Here is a 20,971-nt window from a genome sequence, read left to right as displayed (position 1 = left end):
GTCGGGACAGTCACTCACGTGTTAAGGGAGATGCCGGTGCGATGCAACTGTTCGCACTACGACTGTGTAAAATCCTCCTGCCGAAGGATTTTTAATTTTCCGTAGCGATTCAGCCGACATTATAGGGAACTTTACCGGATGAATACACTGCATTATTTAAGGAGTTGCCCATTAGTTAACCTTTACTCCAAAAAGCTAAGTTATATTTTTTCAAAAAAATTAAGTATGAGTATTCAAAAGTATATTGTAAAAATTCTTTCAGGAAAACTTAGGAATACACTCACACAAAGCCAATGGAAGCTCTCACCAGTACGCGTCTTGAGGGTAACAGAATATAATAAAAATCGGAGACTTTTGAAATGCGAGAAGACTATCTTGATTCCCCCAATACCCGAAGAATATCTGCAAATGTTAACCGCTGAACGCGGCGTGTCTGGTGCCGAGTTACAAGCTTTGCAAATGGCCCTTGGCGGCCAATCGACTGCCGAGATCGCAACAGACCTGGGCATTAGCAACATTGCTGTCCGCAAGCGACTTGGTGAGGTCTACAGGAAATTTAATATCACAGGTGCCGGCCCAGGCAAATTAGCTGAATTGAGACACCAGCTGCTGTCCATCTATCAAGGTGGGCCGCATCAGGCACTATATGCAACGTCTTCCCAGCCGGCTTCCTCCGCACCCGTTATTCTCCCCCAGCGCCGAGATTTGAGCGAAGCACCCGACGTTCCCGTTTTTTATGGGCGCACGGAAGAAATGGCCACCCTAGAACAGTGGCTCTTGCAAGATAAATGCCGGCTTGTCTCAGTCCTCGGCTTAGGCGGCATTGGCAAAACCAGTTTATCTGTCCAAATCGCCAAACAAATTCAGGAACAGTTTGACTTTGTCATTTGGCAGTCACTTCGCAACGCCCCGACAGCCGAAGAGTTATTAAGTGGTTTAACCCAATTTTTATATAACCAGAAAAAACCCGACGTATTAACAGACATCAACGGTCGAGTCTCGCGGTTGATCGAGTATTTACGCAATCACAAATGTCTGCTGATTTTAGATGATTTTGAAAATGTCCTGCAAAGTGAAGAGCTAGCCGGTCAGTATCGTAAAGGATACGAAGGTTATCGCGAGCTACTCAAACGAATTGCAGAAACCAACCATACCAGTTGCTTAATGATCGTCTCTTCAGAGAAACCCGCAGACTTAGCCTTACTTGAAGGAGAAAAAGTTCGTTCCTTGCCACTGATCGGTTCAGGAGAAGTCGCCCTAGAAATTATCCGAGAGAAAGGCTTGTCAGGCCGGCAGCCAGAATGGAGCGCCCTAATTGACCGCTATGGAGGCAACCCATTAGCGATTAAAATCATGTCTTCAACCATTAAAGAATTGTTTAATGGCAATGTCGCAGACTTCTTAAAAAACACACTGTTTCTTGGAGATATTCGATATTTACTCGACCAGCAGTTTGTGAGACTATCTGACTCAGAAAAAGAAATTATGTTTTGGTTGGCAATTGAAGGCAATCCGCTAGACATTACTACCTTGAGAGAAGAGAGTTTGTTTCCTGTCTCACCCTCAGAGTTGCTCACAACACTGGCCTCTTTAGATCGGCGTTCACTGATCCAAAAAATAACGGAAAAAAGTGAAACTCTATTTACGCTTCAGCCGTTAATTATGAAGTATGTACTCAACCAATTTGTGGAGCAAGTAATAGACGAAATTCGAGAAGTGGTCAAAACGCAAAAACCTGAAAGATTAGCAGTCTTAAAAAGTCATGCGTTGAACCCAAATGAAAGTTTGCCAGATATTCATGAACTTCCTGATGTCTTGAAATTAGTGAAGCAGAAGCTGGAAACAATGCTGTATAGCAACCCAGGATTCGTTGAAGATCAGATTAATGGTCTAAAACAAGTTTTATCAAAGCTTGAAGGCAAATCCCGACGGGAAGTTAGATATGCCGAGGATAATATTCGTACACTGCTTACGATTCTTAAGGAAGATATAAGCGCGTGATTTACTGCATCAACCCCAGATGTCCTAATCGCGAAAACCCAGACAATCTGGAAACTTGCCAGACTTGCGGTTCCAGCTTGCTGATCAATGACCGATATCGGGTCGTGAAACCATTGCGGGAACTTAACCCAGCTTATCCGACCGATATTTATGAAGTCAAAGATTTGGGTGGGGTTGATGACTGGGGAACCTTAAAGGTTCTGAAAGTTTTGAAGTTCAACAACCCGGAACTCACGCGCCTGTTTAAGGAAGAAGCACGCGCTTTGATGTTTTTAAGGCATCGAGGAATTCCCAGAGTTGAACCGGATGATTATTTCACATTTTCTCCTAACACCGGCAAGTCGTTGCCTTGCTTAGTTATGGAGAAAATAGAGGGAGACAACTTAGCAGATTGGTTAGAAGGTAACGGCCCAATTACCAAAAAAGAAGCGCTGGATTGGCTGCAACAGCTCACAGAAATTTTGGATCGGGTACACGAACAAAACCTTTTGCATCGAGATATTAAACCCTCTAATATCATTCGCAAACCAAATGGCCGGCTGGCTTTGATAGACTTTGGCACGGTTAAAGTCGGGAATGACGGTGGGACGAGAGTTGGGACAACGGGATACGCAGCACCAGAGCAAGTAATTGGCCAATCAGGGCCACGCTCAGATTTCTATGCTTTGGGGCGCACTTTTGTCCATTTACTCACCGGCATTCCTCCACAAGATTTTAGTACCGACTCTGATCCAGAAACTCTGAATTGGCGAGAAAGCGCCAAGGGTTTAAAACCTTGGACGCCGCTTTCAAAAGGTTTAGCAGATTTAATTGATGAGCTGATGGAACCGGAACCTAAGAGCCGGCCAGAAAATACCTGGGAAATCTCTAAACGCCTAGAAAGCATTGCTAAAGCTTCAGACACGCCTAATTCTGGTTTCCGAAAGTTAAAAGCAGCACTGCTGTCTTTAGGATTTATCAGTTTTCCTCTAATCGCTCCTCAAATTCCCGTTCTAGTTAATCAATTTTTGGTTCCTAAACTTGATCGTTTTTTTGTTTCACTTGGGACTGCAAACTATAGTGAGGGTCAACTTCAAAGTGCCAAATTTTACTACGAATTAGCCCTCAAACTCAATCCTAAGTCTGGGGCTGCTCACTACAGCTTGGGCATGATTTGCGAAGATAAAAAAGATTTTGAGTGTGCCAATAATCAATACTCGCTTGCTACGCAGAGCAACGATAAAAACGTTGCTCCTGCTGCTATCAGTAACTTAAGTCGCTTGCAAATTTTGGATCGAGACAGTGCCAAAGCCGTCGATCTACTCTTGCCTAATTTAGAGCTGGCTGAACACCCTAGAGTGAAAGCCGCTTTGTACAAAAACCTTGGTTGGGCTAGGCTTGAGCAAACTCGCTATGCCGAAGCAGAGACTAACTTGCAGAAAGCCATTAAATTAGCGGGTAATTGGGCTTCTCCTCACTGCTTACTCGCACAGGTACTAGAAGCTCAAGGCAAAAAGCCAGCCTCACTTGTGGAATGGAAAAACTGCCGCGACTATCCTTCTGGAGGTAGCCCAGAGGAAGATACCTGGAAAAGTACGGCACGGCAACGTTTGAATGAAGCAGCAAAGAAAAAATGATTAGCGTTGGTGGTAGCACCGGCAGCGTTAGAAGCCGGCAGTAACCGGCAACCCACTGCAAACCGATAAATTCATTAGACAATCAACCATTAGCCGGCACCAACAAGCAAACTCTTTGAATTCCACCCAAGATGAAGCTCAAAATGGTCGGGTGCTGCCTCCGTGCCGGCATCCGGGTTTTTCTCAATCTCCTCCCTTTCTAATTCCTCATCTCGCTCAGATATATCTACCTCATCCAAGATTTCCAGCTCTACATCGATTTCCACCGGCTCTGGCTTGTCATCCTCATTGGCCCGTGTAAAAATCGCTTTCATAATAAAAGTTGGCAGTTGTGGCGATTGTGGTTTTTTCTCCCACACCATTTGAGCCACAGAAGACTTTTTGGCAGCAATATTAAACCAAGTCATCATAGAATTTTCCTTTGATCAAAAGCGATTTTTTCGTTAATTACCTGGTTGAAAACAAAAAGTCGCGCAGCACTGCCTCACACTTATCAACTAATGTGAGTTATGTGAGGGGTTATAGCACCCAATCATTGTCTGATTGTCTAGTCGCTTTCCAAAGACTTTTCAGTAACCAGTTTTCTCAAGCACACATCCAAAGATATACGTGAGAAGAGGCAGAAGAGGATAAGAACAGAAAAAATTCCCCTTTACTGCCGCAGACTTCACCATTTATCTTTGACGAAACCGGATTGATTTCCCCTAATTTTTTTGAATCTCACTTTCTGGATTTAATTTTTATATATTATGTGTTAAAAACATATATGTCAAGCTACCCCACTAAAAAATAAAAGTTTCTATGGATTAAGTATTATATAAAATGAGAAAAATCCTTGTTTAGTGAGATTTAATCAAAACCGGCTAGGGGTGCCGGTTGACAGTTGCGAAGGTTGGTTCTACTGACATCGTCGTTTTCAGGACTCGCCGGCTTAGGTTGAGTACCGGCATTGTGATATCTAAGTTATGGAAAGTATTCACGGTTACACAAGACTCGCACTAGACGGTGATAGTAAAATGCAGTGCTAGTTAGCCAGTAAACACATAAAACGAAGGAGCCAGAACTTTGAGAAAGGTAGAAGCCATTATTCGGCCATTTAAGCTAGACGAAGTCAAGATTGCCCTTGTCAACGCCGGCATCGTTGGGATGACTGTTTCCGAAGTCCGGGGCTTTGGGCGTCAAAAAGGACAAACCGAGCGCTATCGCGGTTCCGAGTACACCGTTGAGTTTCTACAGAAGCTCAAAGTCGAAATCGTTGTGGAAGATGACCAAGTCGATATGGTTGTAGACAAAATCATCGCCGCCTCCCGCACCGGCGAAATTGGAGACGGCAAGATTTTCATCTCGCCGGTTGATCAAATTATCCGAATTCGTACAGGAGAAAAGAACCAAGAAGCGATTTAAAAGCTGAGAGCTGGGGGTGTGCTAACCCCCAGTCCCTGCTCATTCCTGCATCAGTTGCTGGATTTGGGGTAACAGCGCTTCAAACGCTTTGCCCCGATGGCTGCACTGTCGCTTCAACTCTGGCGTCATTTCCGCGAAAGTTAACTGCTGCGCCGGCACATAGAAAATCGGATCGTAGCCAAATCCGCCAGTACCCCTTGGCGCGTGGAGGATTTCACCCCGGCAAATCCCCTCCACTTGCAAGGCAATTCCTCCATCAGGACGGGCAATAGCGATAGCGCAGACAAATTGAGCCTGTCGATTGGCTTCATCGCCCAATTCCCCTAGCAGCCGGCTAATCCGATCCGCATCCGTTTTGCCATAACGCGCCGAATAAACTCCGGGCACACCGGCAAGCGCATCCACTGATAAACCAGAATCATCAGCAATCGCCCATTCCCCGGTTGCTTTAGCCACCTCAGACGCCTTCAGACAAGCATTTGCCATAAACGTCTCGCCGGTTTCTTCAACGTCCAATTCATCAGGTTTCAGGCGTAATTCCCAACCCAGATCAGACAAATACGCCTGCATTTCCTTCAACTTACCGGGATTGCCGGTGGCGACAACAAGCAATTTTGGATTTGTCATTGGTTAGTTTTTCGTTGTTAAAATCGATTCGCCCACTCTTTTGCCCATGCCAAAGTGTGACGCACTTGCTCAGGCGTTGCAGCTTCGCAATATAGCCGCAAAACCGGCTCAGTCCCGCTAAAGCGAATCAGTAGCCAGCTATCATCCGCTAAACGAAACTTATAACCATCAATTGGATTGCAATCCACCACCGGCTGACCGGCTATTTCTTGCAGTGGCTGCTTTTGCAGTTGTTCTAGCAAACGCGATCTCACCTCCATACTCGCCAAAGGCAGATCAATGCGATCATAAGCAGCCGTAAAGCCGGTTTGTTCCTGTAGCCGGCGGTAGATCTCGCCTAAATCTTGATTCGATTCCACAACTGCTTCCAGCAGGTAAAGCGCTGATAGCAAGGCATCGCGTTCCGGAATATGTGTCCCGTAGCCAATTCCCCCCGACTCCTCACCGCCAACTAACACCGGCACCTCTAGCATCCGATCCCCAATGTACTTGTAGCCGATGGGCGTTTCATAGATTGGCAAATTGTATAAAGCAGCAAGGCGAGGAATTAAATCGGAACCACTCACCGTTTTTACAACTTCCCCTGTCCATCCCCGGCGTTTCGCTAAGTGATCAATCAGAATTGGGATTAAAATTTGAGAGCTAAGGAAATTGCCTTGAGCATCCACAGCCGCGATCCGGTCGCTATCGCCATCAAACACAAATCCAATCGCTAAACGCTCTCCACTTCCCCCACCCTCTCGTCGGTGGGTTCGCATCACTCGAAATAACTGGGAAAGATAGCGAGGCAGTGGTTCCGGCGCACCTCCATCAAATAGGGGATCGCGGTTGCTGTTAATTTCTTGCACCGGCATCTCTAACAACTGGTTTAACCCGCTGGCAGCCGCACCGTGCATCACATCTGCAAAAACCGTGAGTTTTCCTTGGGAAATCGCATCCTGAATCCGCGAGATATCCACCTTTGCCCTTAGCCCCTCACAGTAACTCGGCCAGGGATTGAACATTTCTAGTTTTCCCGCAGTTACCGGCTGCTCATTCTGTGCCGGCACTTCTCCTTCCAACCGGGCTTCAATCTGTTTTGTTACCTCTGGGGACACCGAACCCCCAAAATATCCCTTGACTTTTAATCCTAAGTATGCAGCAGGATTGTGGCTGGCAGTTAAGACGATTGCACCTAGGGCATTTTTTTGCTTAGCTGCCCAACTGAAAGCCGGAGTCGGGGCATAACCTTCCGAGAGCAATACATCGAATCCTGCCGCTTGGATGGCCTCAGCCGCCGCCTTGGCGAAGTCTTCAGCCAGAAAGCGCCGGTCATAACCAACTATGACGCTATGGCTGCCGGTGGTGTCGCCATAGATGTCTGCTAAGACTTGTGCGGCCACTGGCGCAACTCGCACCACACGCTCAAAGGTGAAATCTGCCGCAATCACGCCCCGCCAGCCGTCTGTACCAAACTTGATTGGAGTAACAGATGCCGGCACAGAGGAAGGTTGAACCATGATTAAATTTGCCTCGCTTACATTTATGACACCAGTTTTTCATGGCTTCTCCACATTATAAAAATGGGCGCTCCTCTCAAAGCATCGAGCAAAAGAAAAAAAACGTGTGATGTAAATTTTTTTGCGCTCAAAACCAGAATTTTTAATCCCAAAATCCCCAAATCTTGGCTCCAGCAAAACTCAAAACCCATAGAAAATAAGCTTTTCCAGATCATCTGCCAAATCTTGATATAGGATGGTTTGCTGGGGCTGGGTATAATTTGCCCCTGTGGTTGCTATAGGAGCAAGGTGTCGGATATGGCCAACATAATTGGAGATACGCTCGATAACTCCATCATTGGAACTGCGGAAACTGATTTAGTTTTGGGTCTTGAGGGAGCCGATACACTCTTTGGCCGTCAAATTACTGACCAGTTATTTGGCAACGCCGGCACTGACCTATTGTTTGGCGAGGACGGCAACGACATCATCTGGGGGGGTGGAGATGAAGATACCCTGTTTGCAGGAGTCGGCGATGACACTGTCTATGGGGACTTAGGCAATGACCAGGTATACGGCGAGGCCGGCCTAGATCAAGTTTTTGGAGGAGCCGGTGACGACACTTTATGGGGTGGTGTGGGCAATGACACCGTTTTAGGTGAAGAGGGTCTTGACACCATCTATGGAGAAGCCGGCGATGACCAGTTATTTGGCAACGGCGAGAGCGATCACCTTTTTGGCGATGACGGTGTAGACATCTTGCGGGGCGGTCAAGGAGATGACACCCTTCAGGGTGGAAACGACAATGATGTTGTCGGCGGAGATTTTGGCAACGACTATGCTAGCGGCAACAGCGGCAACGATGCCTTAACCGGCGCAGATGGCGACGACACCCTGCGCGGCGGTCGCGGCAATGACTCTCTTTTAGGCGATGATGGCAATGACTATCTGTTGGGTGACTTTGGTGAAGATACGATAACAGGCGGTGCCGGCCAAGATGTATTTGTTTTGTCTGCCAGTGCCGGCCCTGAGTACATCACTGACTACTTCGACAACCAAGATTTTATTGGCTTAGGTGATGATTTAACTTTCGCCGACCTTGAGTTCGAGGAGGGACTTAATTTAGTCTCAGAAAACGCTCTCAGGACATTTACTATCATCAACGCCCCAGGTGGTAAGCTTTTGGCAATCTTGGCAAGTGTTCCCTCTCCAGCGCTGTTGACTGAGGAGGATTTTATAACCGTTGGTGAAACCGGCCTGGGTACAGGTGCATTCGTTACAGCGTCTGGTGATATTATCACCACACCCACAACTCCCTAATAACCCTTGTTATCCTGAGCCTATGCTGCCCCTCTCCCCGCGTATATTCAAAACAGCTATGAACGCCGGCACTCTTAAACTTAATTTCCGACTATGACCGGCAGATTTATTGTTTTTGAAGGGGTTGAGGGGTGTGGGAAAACCACACAGTTACGAAAATTACAGATGTGGCTGCAAGCAGACAGCCGATTTAAACACCGTTCTATACTGGTTACTAGGCAACCAGGAGGCTCAGAACTTGGTTTGCAGTTGCGCCGGCTACTTTTAGAACCACGTCCAGGCGAACCGATTCAAGATCGGGCAGAATTATTTTTATATGCTGCTGATCGAGCGCAACACGTTGAGGGATTCCTCAAGCCTCAGTTAGCTGCCGGTGCGATTATTTTATGCGACCGCTACACAGATTCCACCATTGCTTACCAAGGCTATGGTCGGGGTCTAAATCTAACCGTAATAGAACAGCTAAATCAGCTAGCAACAGACGGACTGGAGAGCGATTTAACCTTATGGTTAGATGTAGATGTAGAAATCGGTTTAGCGAGGGCCAAGCGTCGGGGAAGCGTTGATCGCATTGAGCAAGCAAATCTAAATTTTCACCGGCGAGTTCAGCAAGGATACACAGAACTCGCCAAAGCCCATCCCCATCGAATTGTGCGAATAGATGCCAGTCCCAGTGAAGAACAAGTTGCCCAGCAGATTCAAACAATTTTGAATCAACATTTTTTCCCCGGAAGAATCGAAAATCGCTGAGAACAAATCCTAAAAGTTTTTAACCCGTAGCTTCCTAAGTCCCACTTTGAATTATGAGCGATTTTTTTGAACAGCTCATCAGCCAAGAACCGGCAGTCGAGTTGCTAACCCAAGCAATCGCACAGAATCGAATCGCACCGGCTTATTTATTTGCCGGCCCTGACGGTGTGGGGCGTAGTTTAGCCGCCCGTTGTTTTATTGAGCAACTTTTCTGTATTAATCTCCCCGAACATCAAGAGATTGCCTCAATACAAAAACGAGTGCGTCAGGGCAATCATCCCGATCTACTGTGGGTGGAACCGACTTATTTGCACCAAGGAAAGCGACTTTCGGCAGCGGAAGCAGCGGCAGCCGGTGTGAAGCGAAAAGCTCCCCCTCAAATTCGGCTGGAACAGATCCGGGAAATTAGTCAATTTCTCAGTCGGCCTCCTTTGGCAGCGTCGCGCTCGGTAGTCGTGATCGAACGAGCAGAAACAATGGCGGAGGCGGCAGCAAATGCCTTACTGAAAACGCTGGAAGAACCGGGACAGGCGACGCTGATTTTGATTGCACCGGCATCCGAGTCGTTATTGCCAACGTTGGTGTCGCGCTGTCAGCGGATACCGTTTTATCGATTGTCACGAGAGGCGATGGATCAGGTACTCAGGCGGCACGCTCATGAGGAAATTGTGGCAAATGAGCCGGTGATGGCGCAGGCGCAGGGAAGTCCGGGAGATGCCATCACCTGTTGGCAGCAATTACAAACGATTCCCCCGGAACTGCTGCAAGCGGTAACGCAAATGCCCCGCACACCCCGCAAAGCTTTAGAACTGGCAAAAGAAATTGACAAAGCTTTAGATACGGAAGCGCAGTTGTGGTTGGTGGAGTATTTACAGCACTGCTACTGGCAACAACAACTTCAAGCCGGCATAATTCATGAGTTACCTCTACGCCGATTGGAAACAGCCCGCCAGTATTTGCTCAATTATGCCCAGCCACGATTAGTCTGGGAGTGCACACTTTTAGATATGTGTCAATTAGGGAAAGTTTGCTAAAGTGGGTTTATCCGCCAAAAAAGCGGTCTTTCCTTGTTCCTATGCGCCTCTTTTCTATCCTGGAAATTTAATGCTTATGCGTTAAAGGGATTCGGTGCCGGTGGAAACACAGAGACTCAAAAGCAGAAAAAAATTAACTTATGATAAGAACTATAGGTAAAATACTAAATGAAGTTAATTTAATTCACAAGCACCACTTTAGCGACAGGTGAATAGGTCTATGATCCTACAAAAAGCAATTGTAGGGTTGTGCTGGCCGGCAAACTGGTTATTTTAGTGGTGATCAAGTCAAACAACGGGGAATAGTCTGAGACTCCGAGGAAAAAAGCAATTGCCAATTCCTTTAAGCGCAGGAGTGAAGCTTTTGTAACTCAGCCACAGTGAGCTTGCATCTACAAACAAGTCCATTAGATACTTAGGAAATTGCAAGTCAATGTCTGAAGACATTCAAAATATGGCTTTGGAAGTTTTACCAGAACCCGAAGTTTTACCAGAACCCAACGCTGATAATGCTGTGTTTTTAGAGCCTGCAGGTGACCAAATCCAGCCGGCAACGGACGTGGAATCACCCGATCACTCTAACCCTCGCGACACAGAACCGGCAGACGAATTAAAAGCCATCGCTAAGGCTTTAATGGTTAATTTGGCTTGGACAATGGGAGGATTGTTTAATAAAGAGTAAATGTTTTGCCGGCTGATTGAGTTTGAGCGATGTCCTTGAGCTAATATTGTCATTAATTTGCAGAAACTCACAGGTTCTCATAAATGCGGGTTCCCTGACACACAGTAGCAAGAAAGCCAAGAAGCCGTAATTTTCTATCGCCGGCACATTTACAGCCAATCGATCACTGCAATCACATCAGCATCTATGAACCTACAGAACCAGGCTAATCTGACCATTCAAGAAGCCCAACAACTTCTTGCACCTTTTAACTGTATAGAAACAAAATCAGTAGATTCTGAATCGGAAAAAGTCTTAATCCGTCAAGCCCTGCTTTTACTAGCCGGCCACTCTGATTACCAAATATTAGGAATTTGCGCCGGCACTCCAGAGCAAGGTCTATTAGCGCTAGAAAGCTATGCAAAAGCTTTAGGCTATGAAGCTTCCCTCGACATTTCCAAAGCTGAAGGCTCTGTTTATATTAAGTTCAACCCTCTCACAGGCTTATGTTATTTTGACTCCTACACAGGAAAACATCGAGGCGTTCTGGTTTCTTGTCAATCTTCTTATCAAGAAGGAATTAATGAAATGTATGGTCACTTACCGCTTGAGTTATTTATATGAAAATCTTAAAATAAACGTTTAGATAAAAAACTACAGAGAATTTATATTCTACTCAATACCAGATGTAATCCTAAATTTAGGCTGTTCCTATTTTCTCATGAAATTTTTAATTTCTTAAAACATAGGATATAGAGTATCGAAATTACGAGTTTTTGTAAGCTTTTTGTAATAACGATCATACATCCTTAAACTATCCTTTCGTACCTCATTTGCAATCACACCTAAAACAGGAAAATCACCAGTGCTTAATCGATCCAAGACTTGTGTCAAAACAGTCCGATTTGTTTTACCCATCCGCACCACTAGGATGAGTCCATCTGTATTTGCCGCCAGAAATTTACTATCTGCCACATTCAGCAGCGGTGGTGCATCATAAATAACTAAATCAAAGGCGGATTTTAACTTATTCATTAAATATTGCATATTTTTAGATGAAAGAAATTGAGGCGCATCTGTTAGCATTTTTCCAGCAGTTAGCACCCATAAATTTTCCTCAATCTGTGATTTAATAATCACATTATTCACTTGAATATTGCTGGAAATTACATCACTTAATCCTTTCTGGGGTGCTAAGCCAAGCTGAGTGTGAATTTGAGGCCGGCGCAAGTTTGCATCCACCAATAATACTCGCTGCCCCATAACAGCCGCAGCTTTTGCTAAGTTCAACGCTACTGTAGATTTTCCATCTCCCGATGTAGCAGAACTAATCACCAAAGATCGAATACGTTTGTCCAACTTTAGAAAGCGAAATTTTGTATAAAGTAAGCGAAAAGCTTCTTGGAAAAAGGAGGGACTAAGGAGGTGAGACGAATTAAGTTCCTCTTCCGCTAATTCCCCTCTTAACGGCTTTAGTAATGTTTGCTCACTATAAGGAATCATTCCTAAGAGAGGTAAACTTAGAGAATTTTTTAAATCATCAGTCGTGTGGAAAACATTGTTCAGTCGTTCCGCCAACGCAGCTGCACCCGCACCTAATAACAAGCCGGCGGCTCCTCCTAAAGCTAAAGTAATGGGCAGTTTTGGAGACACAGGCACCGGCATCCCTTTCATATCTTGCATAATTTCCGGTAGAGAAATTAATTCCCAAGGCACCTCCTGCTGAGCAGCTTCAACCCGCAGCACTTCTCGTTGTGTTAAAAGTTGCTTTAGTGTGTCAGTGGCTATATTTAATTCTGCTTCTAAATTTGAGTGTTCACGAACCAAGGAAGGAAATCGGCTTACTTGTTCATTTAACTGCCTTTCCGCCTCTGCAGTGGCGTTTAAGCGCACCTCTTGAACGAGGATAGTGTTTGCAGTATTGATTAACTGTTGAGCTAAATTCAAGCGAATTGAATCTTGGAAAGGTAAAGTCTTAATGTTTCCTGTTTTTCCTAAAACTTGTTGCGCTTCTTGATTCAACAAAGGAATCAAATTTTGCTGTTGCTCTCGCAACATTCTCAGAGTCGGGCTAGTTTCATGAAATCGAGCTGATTCAATAGCAATCTTTGTTTCTATTTCTTTAAGTTTATTGAGCAACTGTTGATATCGAGGTGCTTGAGTTAAAGCCGCAGCGGCAATTGCATCATCAGGATCTAAACCTAGACGTTGCTGTAGCATCGTATAGAGTGAGCGCTGCTGATTTAAGGTTGTTTCTGCCTCTACTCGCTGGTTTTGAATTTGAATCACTCGCTCAGATAGCTGCTCTCCCTGAATTTGCAGATTTATAATATTAAATTGCTGCCGAAATTCCAGAAGTTTTCTTTGCTGCTCATCCACACGCCGGCGCAAATCAGGCAGTTGCTTCTCGATAAAGTTAATTCCTTCGCGAGTAGAAGTTTTGCGATCATCAATACTGTAGTTAACATAGCCTTGAGCGACTTTTTCTAAAACAAAGTTAATTTTTCCTTTGTCCAAGTTGCGGTATCGAACTTCTATGATTTTAGTTTTGTTGTAGCGCTGAATTAATAACTGATTTTTCCCGGCTTCTTTATTAAAAAGAGAATCATAGCTCATATCTTTATATCGAGCTTGTAATTGCTCAATAATCGGAGACATGACTTTAGGACTCCACAAAACCTGTATTTGCGACTCATAATCTAAACCGGCTGCCGGCATTTTGCTTTTCAAGTCAATGGGAAGCAAGTTATTACCTTGACTTCCAGGCATCATCGGCTCTAATAACAACTGAAATTTGCCTTCATACTCAGGTGTTTGAGTAAAACTCCAAATTCCAACGACAGCCGTCACTCCCGTTGTTACACCGGCAATTAAAACGCTTCTACGACGAACAATCGGCAAAACCTGGCTGAGATCGAATTCTTCATCCTCATGTTTGTGCGCTTCAGATAGGTAAATGCGAGGTAATATCTGAGGTGGCCGGTTATGAACTTTAGGCAAAAGCTGCTGAGAAGATGGTTGGTTTTCTATCGTATTCATTAACTCAGCTCAGAAAATTTAAGGGGATTGAAGAATGATTTAAAAGAATGCCGGCAGATGCAACTCCTCACCCAAACCCTGCTGCTTTGAGAATTAGAACAAGTTGAGAATTGGGAAAATAAACCGCAGTGGACTTAACACATCACCCACCGTATCTGACAAGCCTGCTAACCCAGATTTACCAACGATAACCACATCATTAGGGCGGAGAGTTGGATTATTTTGTTCATTAATTCCATTTTCAAGATCAATTTCTATACTGCGTTTAGAAACTGTGCCATTCGCGTTGAGGCGAACCAGTTCCACAGTTCTTTTCCGCGCGCGTGTGTTAAATCCGCCCGCTGCGAGCAATGCTTGATTTAAAGGTGTATTGGGTGGAACTTGTACGGCTCCTGGTTTGACCACTTCTCCAACTATATTGATAGTAATTTCAGCGGGTGAAAAACTAGCAGAAGCCAGCTCATTTGCCTCTTCGGAATTCAGGGCAATTGCAGTGGGAATAACAATTGTATCGCCTTGTTGTAAAGTTACATCTTGACGTAAATCACCAGATTGTAAAAGATCCCAAAGATTGACGTTAATGGTTTTTTCAGAACCTTCTCTTGTCATGCGGCGTACTTGAACCTGGCGGATATCAGCTAATTGCGTGATGCCGCCGGCAACTTGAATGGCTCGTGTGATCGTTGGAATAGTGTCGTTTTCATCTGACTTAATAATATGAGATCCCGGACGAGCAACTTCACCCACCACAGCAATACTGACAGGTTGAGTTTGATCAGCAGCAAAGTTGGCGGCAGCTAATTGAGGAGCTTCTGCTAAATTAACATCAGTGGAAGTTGGAATAACAATCGTATCGCCTTGTTGCAAAATCACATCTTGCTGAAGATCACCACCTCGTAAAAGTTGCCATAAATCTACAGCAATTAGTTGTTGTGAACCGGCTTGTGTGGGCCGGCGAATTTGTACGCGACGAATATCAGCAGATTGCGTCACTCCGCCAGCAACTTTAATTGCCTTTGTTAAAGTTGCCCGCTCACCGGCTTCATCCACCGTTACGGTATAAGAACCGGGTTTAGAAACTTCTCCAACGACGGCAATATTTAAAGGTTGAGTTTTAGCCGCAGAAAAACTGGCAGATGCCAATCTAGGCGCTTCTGCTAAATTAGTGCTGACTGAAGTAGGAATAAAGATCATATCCCCATCTTGCAACGTTAAATCTTGACGCAAATCGCCGCCTTGCAAGAGTGCCCACAAATCGATTCCAATGATTTGATCTGCACCGCTTAATTGAGGCCGGCGCACTAGCACCTGACGCAAGTTTGACGCTTGATTAATTCCCCCAGCTAGCTGAATTGCTTGGGTGATTGTAGGAAATTGAATTCCACCGTTCCCATCCCCTTCGCCGGCAAGTGGAATGGTATAAGAACCAGGACGATTGACCTCTCCAGAAATCCCAACTTTCAAAGGACGCGGTGCGATTAAACTTATGGTTATAATGGGTTCCCTAACAAAGTAAGCGTACTTCCCAGAAATGGTAGAAGCTGCCCCTTCCAAAGTTAATCCTTTAACCGATACATTACCAATCAAGGGTAAGTTTACGGAACCATTAACCAAAACTTGATATTCACCCGCGTATTCGGGAACGTTTAAAATATCCAGACGGATGCGATCCCCCCCTCCTAAGGTGTAATCAGCCTGCTGAGCTTCAATTGCAGAAGTTGTTGGCCGCACACTGAAACCGGCTGGAGGTGCCGCGATAGAAGTCGTATTCGTTATTAACTGAGTGTTGAAAGCCGAAGGCGGCGGCGGCGCAATGCGAATCGGATTAGGTGATAGTGTTGGCAGTGGTGGCTGATTTTGGGGCTGGTTGGCAACTGCGCTCGGTGTCAGCGCCGGCATCTGTCCAGTTTTAACCAAGGCTTGATAGAGAAACGCTGCGACTTCTGCCCGTGTTGCGGCTTGATTAGGATTGAGTGAACGGATATTAGGATAATTAACAACCAGGCGATTTTCTATCGCTGCTGCAACGCTATTACGGGCGTATTCAGGTATGCTGCCGGCATCATCAAAATAAGTCTCTAAGTTATTCGGATTAACGGTAGTGGCTTTTAAGTTAAGTCCTTCCGCCAAACCGACTAAAACTTGCACGCGGGAGATATTTTGAGTGGGATTAAATAAGTTACTGCCCTCTCCCCTAATAAAGCCCATTTGATACGCGTTTTGAATCGCATTATAAGCCCAATAATTCGCCGGCACATCGGCAAATTGAGCGGCAGGACGCAGGGAATTTTTCTGAAAAGCTTGTTGAATAATTGTGGCAAACTGAGCGCGATTTAGTGCCACGTCCGGTCGGAAGTTTCCATCAGAAAAGCCTTGAATAATCCCCCGCGAAACCAGAGGTTCTATAAAACTTTGCGCCCAGTGACCGGGCACATCAGCAAGACGCTGACCGGCAACTTGGACGATAAAGCTTTCTGGTGAAGCGACAGGGACAACGGGTACAGGTGTGCCGGTGTTGCCACTTACGACAAAATTACTAGCCTCTTGTTCTCGGTGTGGAGAGGGTGAAGTTGAATAAGCGCTAGCCGTTCGGGTCAAATCTTGGGTAGCGAGGGCAGTTAAGGTACAAATGGCAACAAACGAGACACGCATAGAAGTAGCCTTGCCGGTCAGTAAGCGAGTGGAAAGGTTCGACAGCACCCCGCATTGAGTCGATACCCAAATGCTATCTACTGATACCAAATCTCAACTGACCATCAGGACGATGGCTACTTGCTGGCAACTAGCTAATATGTAAAGTTTTCAACGGAGAGGGTGGGATTTGAACCCACGTTAGGGTTGCCCCTAAAGTAGATTTCGAGTCTACCGCATTCAACCGCTCTGCCACCTCTCCAAGTGCCGACGCTATTTATAGTATTTTACTCGATCTTTTGCCAATTACAGCAGGGAAGCTTTGTTTTCCGTTGCCTCTAGCATTGTTTCAAATCCACCTGCCGGTGTCCACTGAAGTGCACCATCCCGTTCCGTCCAGTATAGCTGGGCCTTGGCTTTACTCAGTTGGGCCGCCGTGTCTGGATCGACAGACTTAGAGGATGAGATCGCCACTGCCGGCTGCAATGTCTTCAGTAAACTGGCATTGAGATGCTTCCCAGACCACCAAAGCACTTGCAAATTCTGCAGCTTTTCTGCTTTCAGTAATTTTTGTTGCTGAGCTGGATTGAGATCCCCTAATAATAACCAATTTTGGCCATTAATTTGAAACTGCACCACCAGCAGTTCCGGATCAATTAGCTCAACAGAAGTCGTGCCGGCAGACACGGCTTGGCCAACTGGCAATGGCTGGTAAAATCCCTCGTGTGCTTTAATCGCCCTTGCGATTGCACCATCAGGGCTATGTTTTATACTGTGCAGTGTTTTAATAGGCAAGCGTTCTAAAATTAAATTCCAGCCGCTTCTGGAGTCAGGCTGAGCGCCCGTAGCAATTGCCCAATCAATTTGATTAACGCCTTGCTGCTGCAAAAAAGGTAATACCGTAAATCGAGCCGTACTGTCATCTCCACTATTAACAAGGGTAATTTTTCCCCGATCTTGAATGACCAAAACCGGCTCTTTCGTGGTATCGAGTACCGTGATCCGAAATAAGGTTGTTTTTGTTTGATGGGCCGGCACAACGACCAAACTCACTGCTATTAAACCAGCAAACCACCAGCGCCCAGCAATTGATAAGGGATAAAGAATAAACGATAAATTAAGTTTGCCTTTGCCTGATTGCTTTTTACTCTCTTTCTTATAATTTCCCATCAACCAGACTAAGCCAATTAACCCATACAGCGCCACTAACTGGATTCCAGTGAGCGCGCCGACTGCCACTGAATTGCCGGGTAACTTGTTGAAAAACTCTACAATTACAATCATCGCATGGCTGGGGTAATACAACGGCCACGCCAAAGCGCTTCCTGCTGTTGACCAAATTAAGCCGGCAAAACCGCTAATAAAACCACCCAAACTAATCACAGAAATTAGAGGGGCGGTGATGATATTAACTAAAATACTATAGGGAGATACGACGTTAAAAATGTAAAGTTGCAACGGTAAAACCCAGACAGAAGCAGCAAGTGGAACGGCAATTAAAGAGGCAATAGCCGGCGGCAACCAATCTAAACGTTTAATAATGGCCGGCACCGTCACAACTAATCCTAGTGTCGCCAAAAAACTGAACTGAAACCCTAAATCCCAAACCCACAAAGGATTAAATAGCAGCAGAATTGTTGCCGCTACTAGCAGTGAACCCAATGGCTTCACCTTCCTTTCTGCCACCAAAGCAACTAATGCGCCAATTCCCATAATGGCAGCACGGCTTACTGAAGGCTCTAAACCAGTTAAGCCAACAAATATAGCAATGGCACCTGTCCCTATGGCAAATTGAACGCGCATAGAAAGACGCCGCGTTAAAGCCAATACCATCCCTAAAATTAAGGACACTTGAGCGCCAGAAGCTGCGAGAGTGTGGGCTAACCCAACCTGTACAAAGGGGTCTTTAATGTCATAAGGCAGATCGACGGCTTGTTTCCCTAAAGCCATTGCACTGACCAGTGGGCCTTCCGGGACGCCCAGCCAATTAACTTGTGAGCGAATAATTCGCTGCCGCACCGCCCACCATCCCCATCTTGTGCCGGCTTGTCCATTGGGCCAGCTAACTTGACGCCCTCGCAGGCCGGCAAAGCAGCCTTCTTTAGCCAAGTAAGCTTGAAAATTAAAAGCCCCTGGGTTTGTCGGAGCTTTAGGTATGTATAAGACGCCAGTGACAGCAACCCTCTGACCCGGATATAAACCTGTTGCTTGGAGGAGGGGCACTGTTACATATAATTTACCAGTGGCTACCTGAGAGCCTTCTGCCGATTTATTTGGTTGATTTGCTGATGGAGATTTTTCAGGAGAAATAATCTCGTTAAAGTTAGTTGCTTCTAACCAAAATTGAGCTTTTTGAGAGCGAGTTAAGTGTGGGGTACTGCCGACTTTCCCCCACACAATCACAACTTGCTCTAAAGCTTTTTGATCAGCTGGCTTGACAAATCTGCTAATGTCATTGGCTGCCGGTTGTGGAACTCGTGTTTGAAAATACAGGGTTGCCAATAATCCGATGATGCCGGCACTTAGCCACAGCCAAAATTTAGGGCCGGTTCTCCAAAATCGAGGAATTACCAGCGCTGCCGCTATTCCCAAAGTTAACAGGATTAAGCCCCCTGCCGGCACGCCAAAATACTGTCTGGGAGTTGCCGCACACAGCAACCCCACAATGTAAGCCAGACTCAAAATTATGCCGCCAGTGCGGGTCATTAGATAGCTAGCCCTAGTTTCAAACCGAGTATCGCATGAAGAAACAGCAGGCAAAGTGCTGTACTGCCCAGGTAAGCGTGAGCTGTGCGTAGCACGGCTTTATTGCCGCCGAAACCACTTAGAGAAATGACGCCATTGATAGCAAGTAATGCCAGCACAGTTGAGCCGGTCCAAAAATGAGGGCTTTCCAGCACCGGCTGATGTTGCATAACGAGCGATAGCACCCCGCCGGTGTAGCCTAATGCCAGAAACAGAAACATCCACGGTGCTAATTTCCGGTGATCGCTACGACTCTTACTTGCTGTTTCTGGATCGGTAACTGCCCGCCCACGCCAGCCGGCTAACCCAACAAAACTGCCCATCACAAACACGACAATGGCCATCATCAGGGGGTGCCCCCAATGGGTAATGGGTTCAGGAATTCCTAACCTGCGAAATTGCTCAGCAATGGGTTCGAGCAGTTGACTCAGATCCATCAGTTACAAAACCTCGTCCTTCAGCATTTTGATAGAGCCGTAGAAGCCGATAGGCCGAACGAATATTTTAGGTTATCTCAGCCTATCCTATAGGAATTACTGCGACGTTAATTGAGCTGCCGGTGGCTTACCCTCCAGCCTTCGCCCCAATGGAAATTCTAACTGCTCGCGTTGCTGCAAGTACAGCTGCGCCACTCGTCGCGCTAAGTTGCGAATTCTCCCAATGTAGCGTGTCCGCTCCGTTACAGAAATTACTCCTCTAGCGTCGAGCAAGTTAAACGAGTGAGAACACTTGAGCACATAATCCAGACTCGGTAGAACTAGCCCGCGCTGGGTTAACTGTTCTGCTTCTTGTTCGTATAGCCCAAACAATGTAAACAGCAAATCGGGATTCGACGCCTCGAAGTTATAAGTACATTGCTCAATTTCTCCTTGAAAGTGAACGTCTCCATAGCTCACCTCATCTGTCCAGCGAATTTTGGTAAACGCATCAACCTCTTGAAGATACATGGCCAGCCGCTCTAGTCCATAAGTAATCTCGATAGCTACTGGACGGCAATCAATTCCTCCACACTGCTGGAAGTAGGTGAATTGAGTAATTTCCATGCCGTCAAGCCAAACTTCCCAGCCTACACCCCAAGCTCCTAAGGTGGGAGATTCCCAGTTGTCTTCCACAAACCGAATGTCGTGATCCTCTGGGCGAATGCCTAATGCCCGTAAGGAATCGAGATATATGTCTTGGATGTTATCCGGTGAGGGCTTCATCAACACTTGATACTGGTAGTAGTGCTGATAGCGATTGGGATTTTCGCCATAGCGGCCATCCGTAGGACGCCGGCAAGGCTCTACATAGGCGACTGACCAAGGTTCAGGGCCAATCGCTCTTAAGAATGTATGGGGACTCATCGTGCCGGCCCCTTTCTCTATATCGTAAGGTTGGGCAATTAAGCAGCCGCGCTCGGCCCAAAACTGATGCAATGTAGCAATGACCGATTGAAAATTCACAGGTGTTTTTCCTCAGCAGCAAGACGTGCATTACTCATTCTCGCGCAAATGCTACGCCCTGCAGGGGTTTGAGAGTTTATGAAACCCAAGTTCAAATATTTTTTCAAAAAGGGTTGACAGAGCTCAGTTGAGTTGATAGATTAGTAAAGCGCTCAAGAGGAAGCGACGCGAAAGCGAGACGCCTCGAAGCGCCCTGAACCTAGAAAAAATAATAGTTTGAAAG

Annotated in this window: 16 protein-coding genes and 1 tRNA gene; 8 read left to right on the top strand and 9 right to left on the bottom strand. The window is 45.9% G+C overall.

The window, feature by feature from the left end; all coding sequences use genetic code 11:
- Positions 1-375 precede the first annotated feature (375 nt).
- Both H6F73_RS08560 and H6F73_RS08555 read left to right on the top strand, forming a co-directional pair.
- Positions 376-2,001 (top strand): NB-ARC domain-containing protein, encoded by a 1,626-nt coding sequence (locus tag H6F73_RS08560; RefSeq protein ID WP_190758397.1) that lies wholly within the window; start codon positions 376-378, stop codon positions 1,999-2,001.
- Positions 1,998-3,617 (top strand): 4-Cys prefix domain-containing protein, encoded by a 1,620-nt coding sequence (locus tag H6F73_RS08555; RefSeq protein ID WP_190758396.1) that lies wholly within the window; start codon positions 1,998-2,000, stop codon positions 3,615-3,617. The genes H6F73_RS08560 and H6F73_RS08555 overlap by 4 nt, the downstream gene beginning before the upstream one ends.
- 89 nt (positions 3,618-3,706) lie before the next feature.
- On the opposite strand, the gene H6F73_RS08550 is transcribed toward H6F73_RS08555, so the two are convergent.
- Complete coding sequence (locus H6F73_RS08550) at positions 3,707-4,027, bottom strand: hypothetical protein (protein ID WP_190758395.1); 321 nt, start codon at positions 4,025-4,027, stop codon at positions 3,707-3,709.
- 655 nt (positions 4,028-4,682) lie between these two features.
- Between H6F73_RS08550 and H6F73_RS08545 the strand changes: the two genes are divergently transcribed.
- On the top strand, positions 4,683-5,021 hold the full coding sequence (locus H6F73_RS08545; protein ID WP_190668904.1) for a P-II family nitrogen regulator: 339 nt from the start codon (positions 4,683-4,685) through the stop codon (positions 5,019-5,021).
- A gap of 39 nt (positions 5,022-5,060) precedes the next feature.
- Here the strand turns inward: H6F73_RS08545 and rdgB are convergent, their stop codons facing one another.
- Together rdgB and H6F73_RS08535 are read right to left on the bottom strand one after the other, a co-directional pair.
- Positions 5,061-5,648, bottom strand: a complete 588-nt coding sequence (gene rdgB, locus H6F73_RS08540; RefSeq protein ID WP_190758394.1) for an RdgB/HAM1 family non-canonical purine NTP pyrophosphatase — start codon at positions 5,646-5,648, stop codon at positions 5,061-5,063.
- A 17-nt stretch (positions 5,649-5,665) separates the two neighbouring features.
- Positions 5,666-7,147, bottom strand: a complete 1,482-nt coding sequence (locus tag H6F73_RS08535; protein WP_199330480.1) for a phosphoglucomutase/phosphomannomutase family protein — start codon at positions 7,145-7,147, stop codon at positions 5,666-5,668.
- 297 nt (positions 7,148-7,444) lie between these two features.
- Between H6F73_RS08535 and H6F73_RS08530 the strand changes: the two genes are divergently transcribed.
- The 5 genes from H6F73_RS08530 to H6F73_RS08510 all read left to right on the top strand — a co-directional run bounded on the left by H6F73_RS08530 (position 7,445) and on the right by H6F73_RS08510 (position 11,515).
- Positions 7,445-8,446, top strand: coding sequence for a calcium-binding protein (locus H6F73_RS08530; RefSeq protein WP_190758480.1), 1,002 nt, complete (start codon positions 7,445-7,447; stop codon positions 8,444-8,446).
- 93 nt (positions 8,447-8,539) lie between these two features.
- On the top strand, positions 8,540-9,196 hold the full coding sequence (tmk, locus tag H6F73_RS08525) for a dTMP kinase (protein ID WP_190758393.1): 657 nt from the start codon (positions 8,540-8,542) through the stop codon (positions 9,194-9,196).
- 53 nt (positions 9,197-9,249) lie between these two features.
- Positions 9,250-10,230 (top strand): DNA polymerase III subunit delta', encoded by a 981-nt coding sequence (gene holB / locus H6F73_RS08520; RefSeq protein WP_190758392.1) that lies wholly within the window; start codon positions 9,250-9,252, stop codon positions 10,228-10,230.
- Positions 10,231-10,663: 433 nt separating this feature from the next.
- Positions 10,664-10,912 carry a hypothetical protein gene (locus H6F73_RS08515; protein ID WP_190758391.1) on the top strand — a complete coding sequence of 83 codons (249 nt, stop codon included), beginning with the start codon at positions 10,664-10,666 and terminating at the stop codon, positions 10,910-10,912.
- Between the two features lie 186 nt (positions 10,913-11,098).
- Complete coding sequence (locus H6F73_RS08510; RefSeq protein WP_190758390.1) at positions 11,099-11,515, top strand: DUF1824 family protein; 417 nt, start codon at positions 11,099-11,101, stop codon at positions 11,513-11,515.
- A gap of 114 nt (positions 11,516-11,629) precedes the next feature.
- Here H6F73_RS08510 and H6F73_RS08505 read toward each other — a convergent pair whose 3' ends face one another.
- The 6 genes from H6F73_RS08505 to glyQ all read right to left on the bottom strand — a co-directional run bounded on the left by H6F73_RS08505 (position 11,630) and on the right by glyQ (position 20,748).
- On the bottom strand, positions 11,630-13,930 hold the full coding sequence (locus H6F73_RS08505; RefSeq protein WP_190758389.1) for a polysaccharide biosynthesis tyrosine autokinase: 2,301 nt from the start codon (positions 13,928-13,930) through the stop codon (positions 11,630-11,632).
- A gap of 93 nt (positions 13,931-14,023) precedes the next feature.
- The gene (locus H6F73_RS08500) at positions 14,024-16,672 is read right to left on the bottom strand and encodes an S-layer homology domain-containing protein (protein ID WP_190758388.1); all 2,649 of its coding nucleotides are present in this window, start codon (positions 16,670-16,672) and stop codon (positions 14,024-14,026) included.
- 64 nt (positions 16,673-16,736) lie between these two features.
- Positions 16,737-16,823: transfer RNA gene (locus H6F73_RS08495), tRNA-Ser, on the bottom strand.
- Positions 16,824-16,867: 44 nt separating this feature from the next.
- The gene (locus H6F73_RS08490) at positions 16,868-19,267 is read right to left on the bottom strand and encodes a ComEC/Rec2 family competence protein (protein ID WP_190758387.1); all 2,400 of its coding nucleotides are present in this window, start codon (positions 19,265-19,267) and stop codon (positions 16,868-16,870) included.
- On the bottom strand, positions 19,267-19,743 hold the full coding sequence (locus H6F73_RS08485) for a DUF4079 domain-containing protein (protein ID WP_347239505.1): 477 nt from the start codon (positions 19,741-19,743) through the stop codon (positions 19,267-19,269). Before H6F73_RS08485 ends, H6F73_RS08490 begins: the two co-directional genes overlap by 1 nt.
- Before the next feature lie 96 nt (positions 19,744-19,839).
- Complete coding sequence (gene glyQ / locus H6F73_RS08480) at positions 19,840-20,748, bottom strand: glycine--tRNA ligase subunit alpha (protein ID WP_190758386.1); 909 nt, start codon at positions 20,746-20,748, stop codon at positions 19,840-19,842.
- Positions 20,749-20,971 lie beyond the last annotated feature (223 nt).

This window comes from Microcoleus sp. FACHB-68, from assembly GCF_014695715.1.
Classification (GTDB): domain Bacteria; phylum Cyanobacteriota; class Cyanobacteriia; order Cyanobacteriales; family Oscillatoriaceae; genus FACHB-68.
This window is presented reverse-complemented; position numbering and strand designations above follow the sequence as displayed.

What these genes read in the sequence shown, in the direction of transcription:
- H6F73_RS08550 (WP_190758395.1), bottom strand. Translation starts at nt 4,027, where the DNA reads ATGATGACTTGGTTTAATATTGCTGCCAAAAAGTCTTCTGTGGCTCAA.
- rdgB (WP_190758394.1), bottom strand. Translation starts at nt 5,648, where the DNA reads ATGACAAATCCAAAATTGCTTGTTGTCGCCACCGGCAATCCCGGTAAG.
- H6F73_RS08535 (WP_199330480.1), bottom strand. Translation starts at nt 7,147, where the DNA reads ATGGTTCAACCTTCCTCTGTGCCGGCATCTGTTACTCCAATCAAGTTT.
- H6F73_RS08530 (WP_190758480.1), top strand. Translation starts at nt 7,445, where the DNA reads ATGGCCAACATAATTGGAGATACGCTCGATAACTCCATCATTGGAACT.
- tmk (WP_190758393.1), top strand. Translation starts at nt 8,540, where the DNA reads ATGACCGGCAGATTTATTGTTTTTGAAGGGGTTGAGGGGTGTGGGAAA.
- holB (WP_190758392.1), top strand. Translation starts at nt 9,250, where the DNA reads ATGAGCGATTTTTTTGAACAGCTCATCAGCCAAGAACCGGCAGTCGAG.
- H6F73_RS08515 (WP_190758391.1), top strand. Translation starts at nt 10,664, where the DNA reads ATGTCTGAAGACATTCAAAATATGGCTTTGGAAGTTTTACCAGAACCC.
- H6F73_RS08510 (WP_190758390.1), top strand. Translation starts at nt 11,099, where the DNA reads ATGAACCTACAGAACCAGGCTAATCTGACCATTCAAGAAGCCCAACAA.
- H6F73_RS08505 (WP_190758389.1), bottom strand. Translation starts at nt 13,930, where the DNA reads ATGAATACGATAGAAAACCAACCATCTTCTCAGCAGCTTTTGCCTAAA.
- H6F73_RS08490 (WP_190758387.1), bottom strand. Translation starts at nt 19,267, where the DNA reads ATGACCCGCACTGGCGGCATAATTTTGAGTCTGGCTTACATTGTGGGG.
- H6F73_RS08485 (WP_347239505.1), bottom strand. Translation starts at nt 19,743, where the DNA reads ATGGATCTGAGTCAACTGCTCGAACCCATTGCTGAGCAATTTCGCAGG.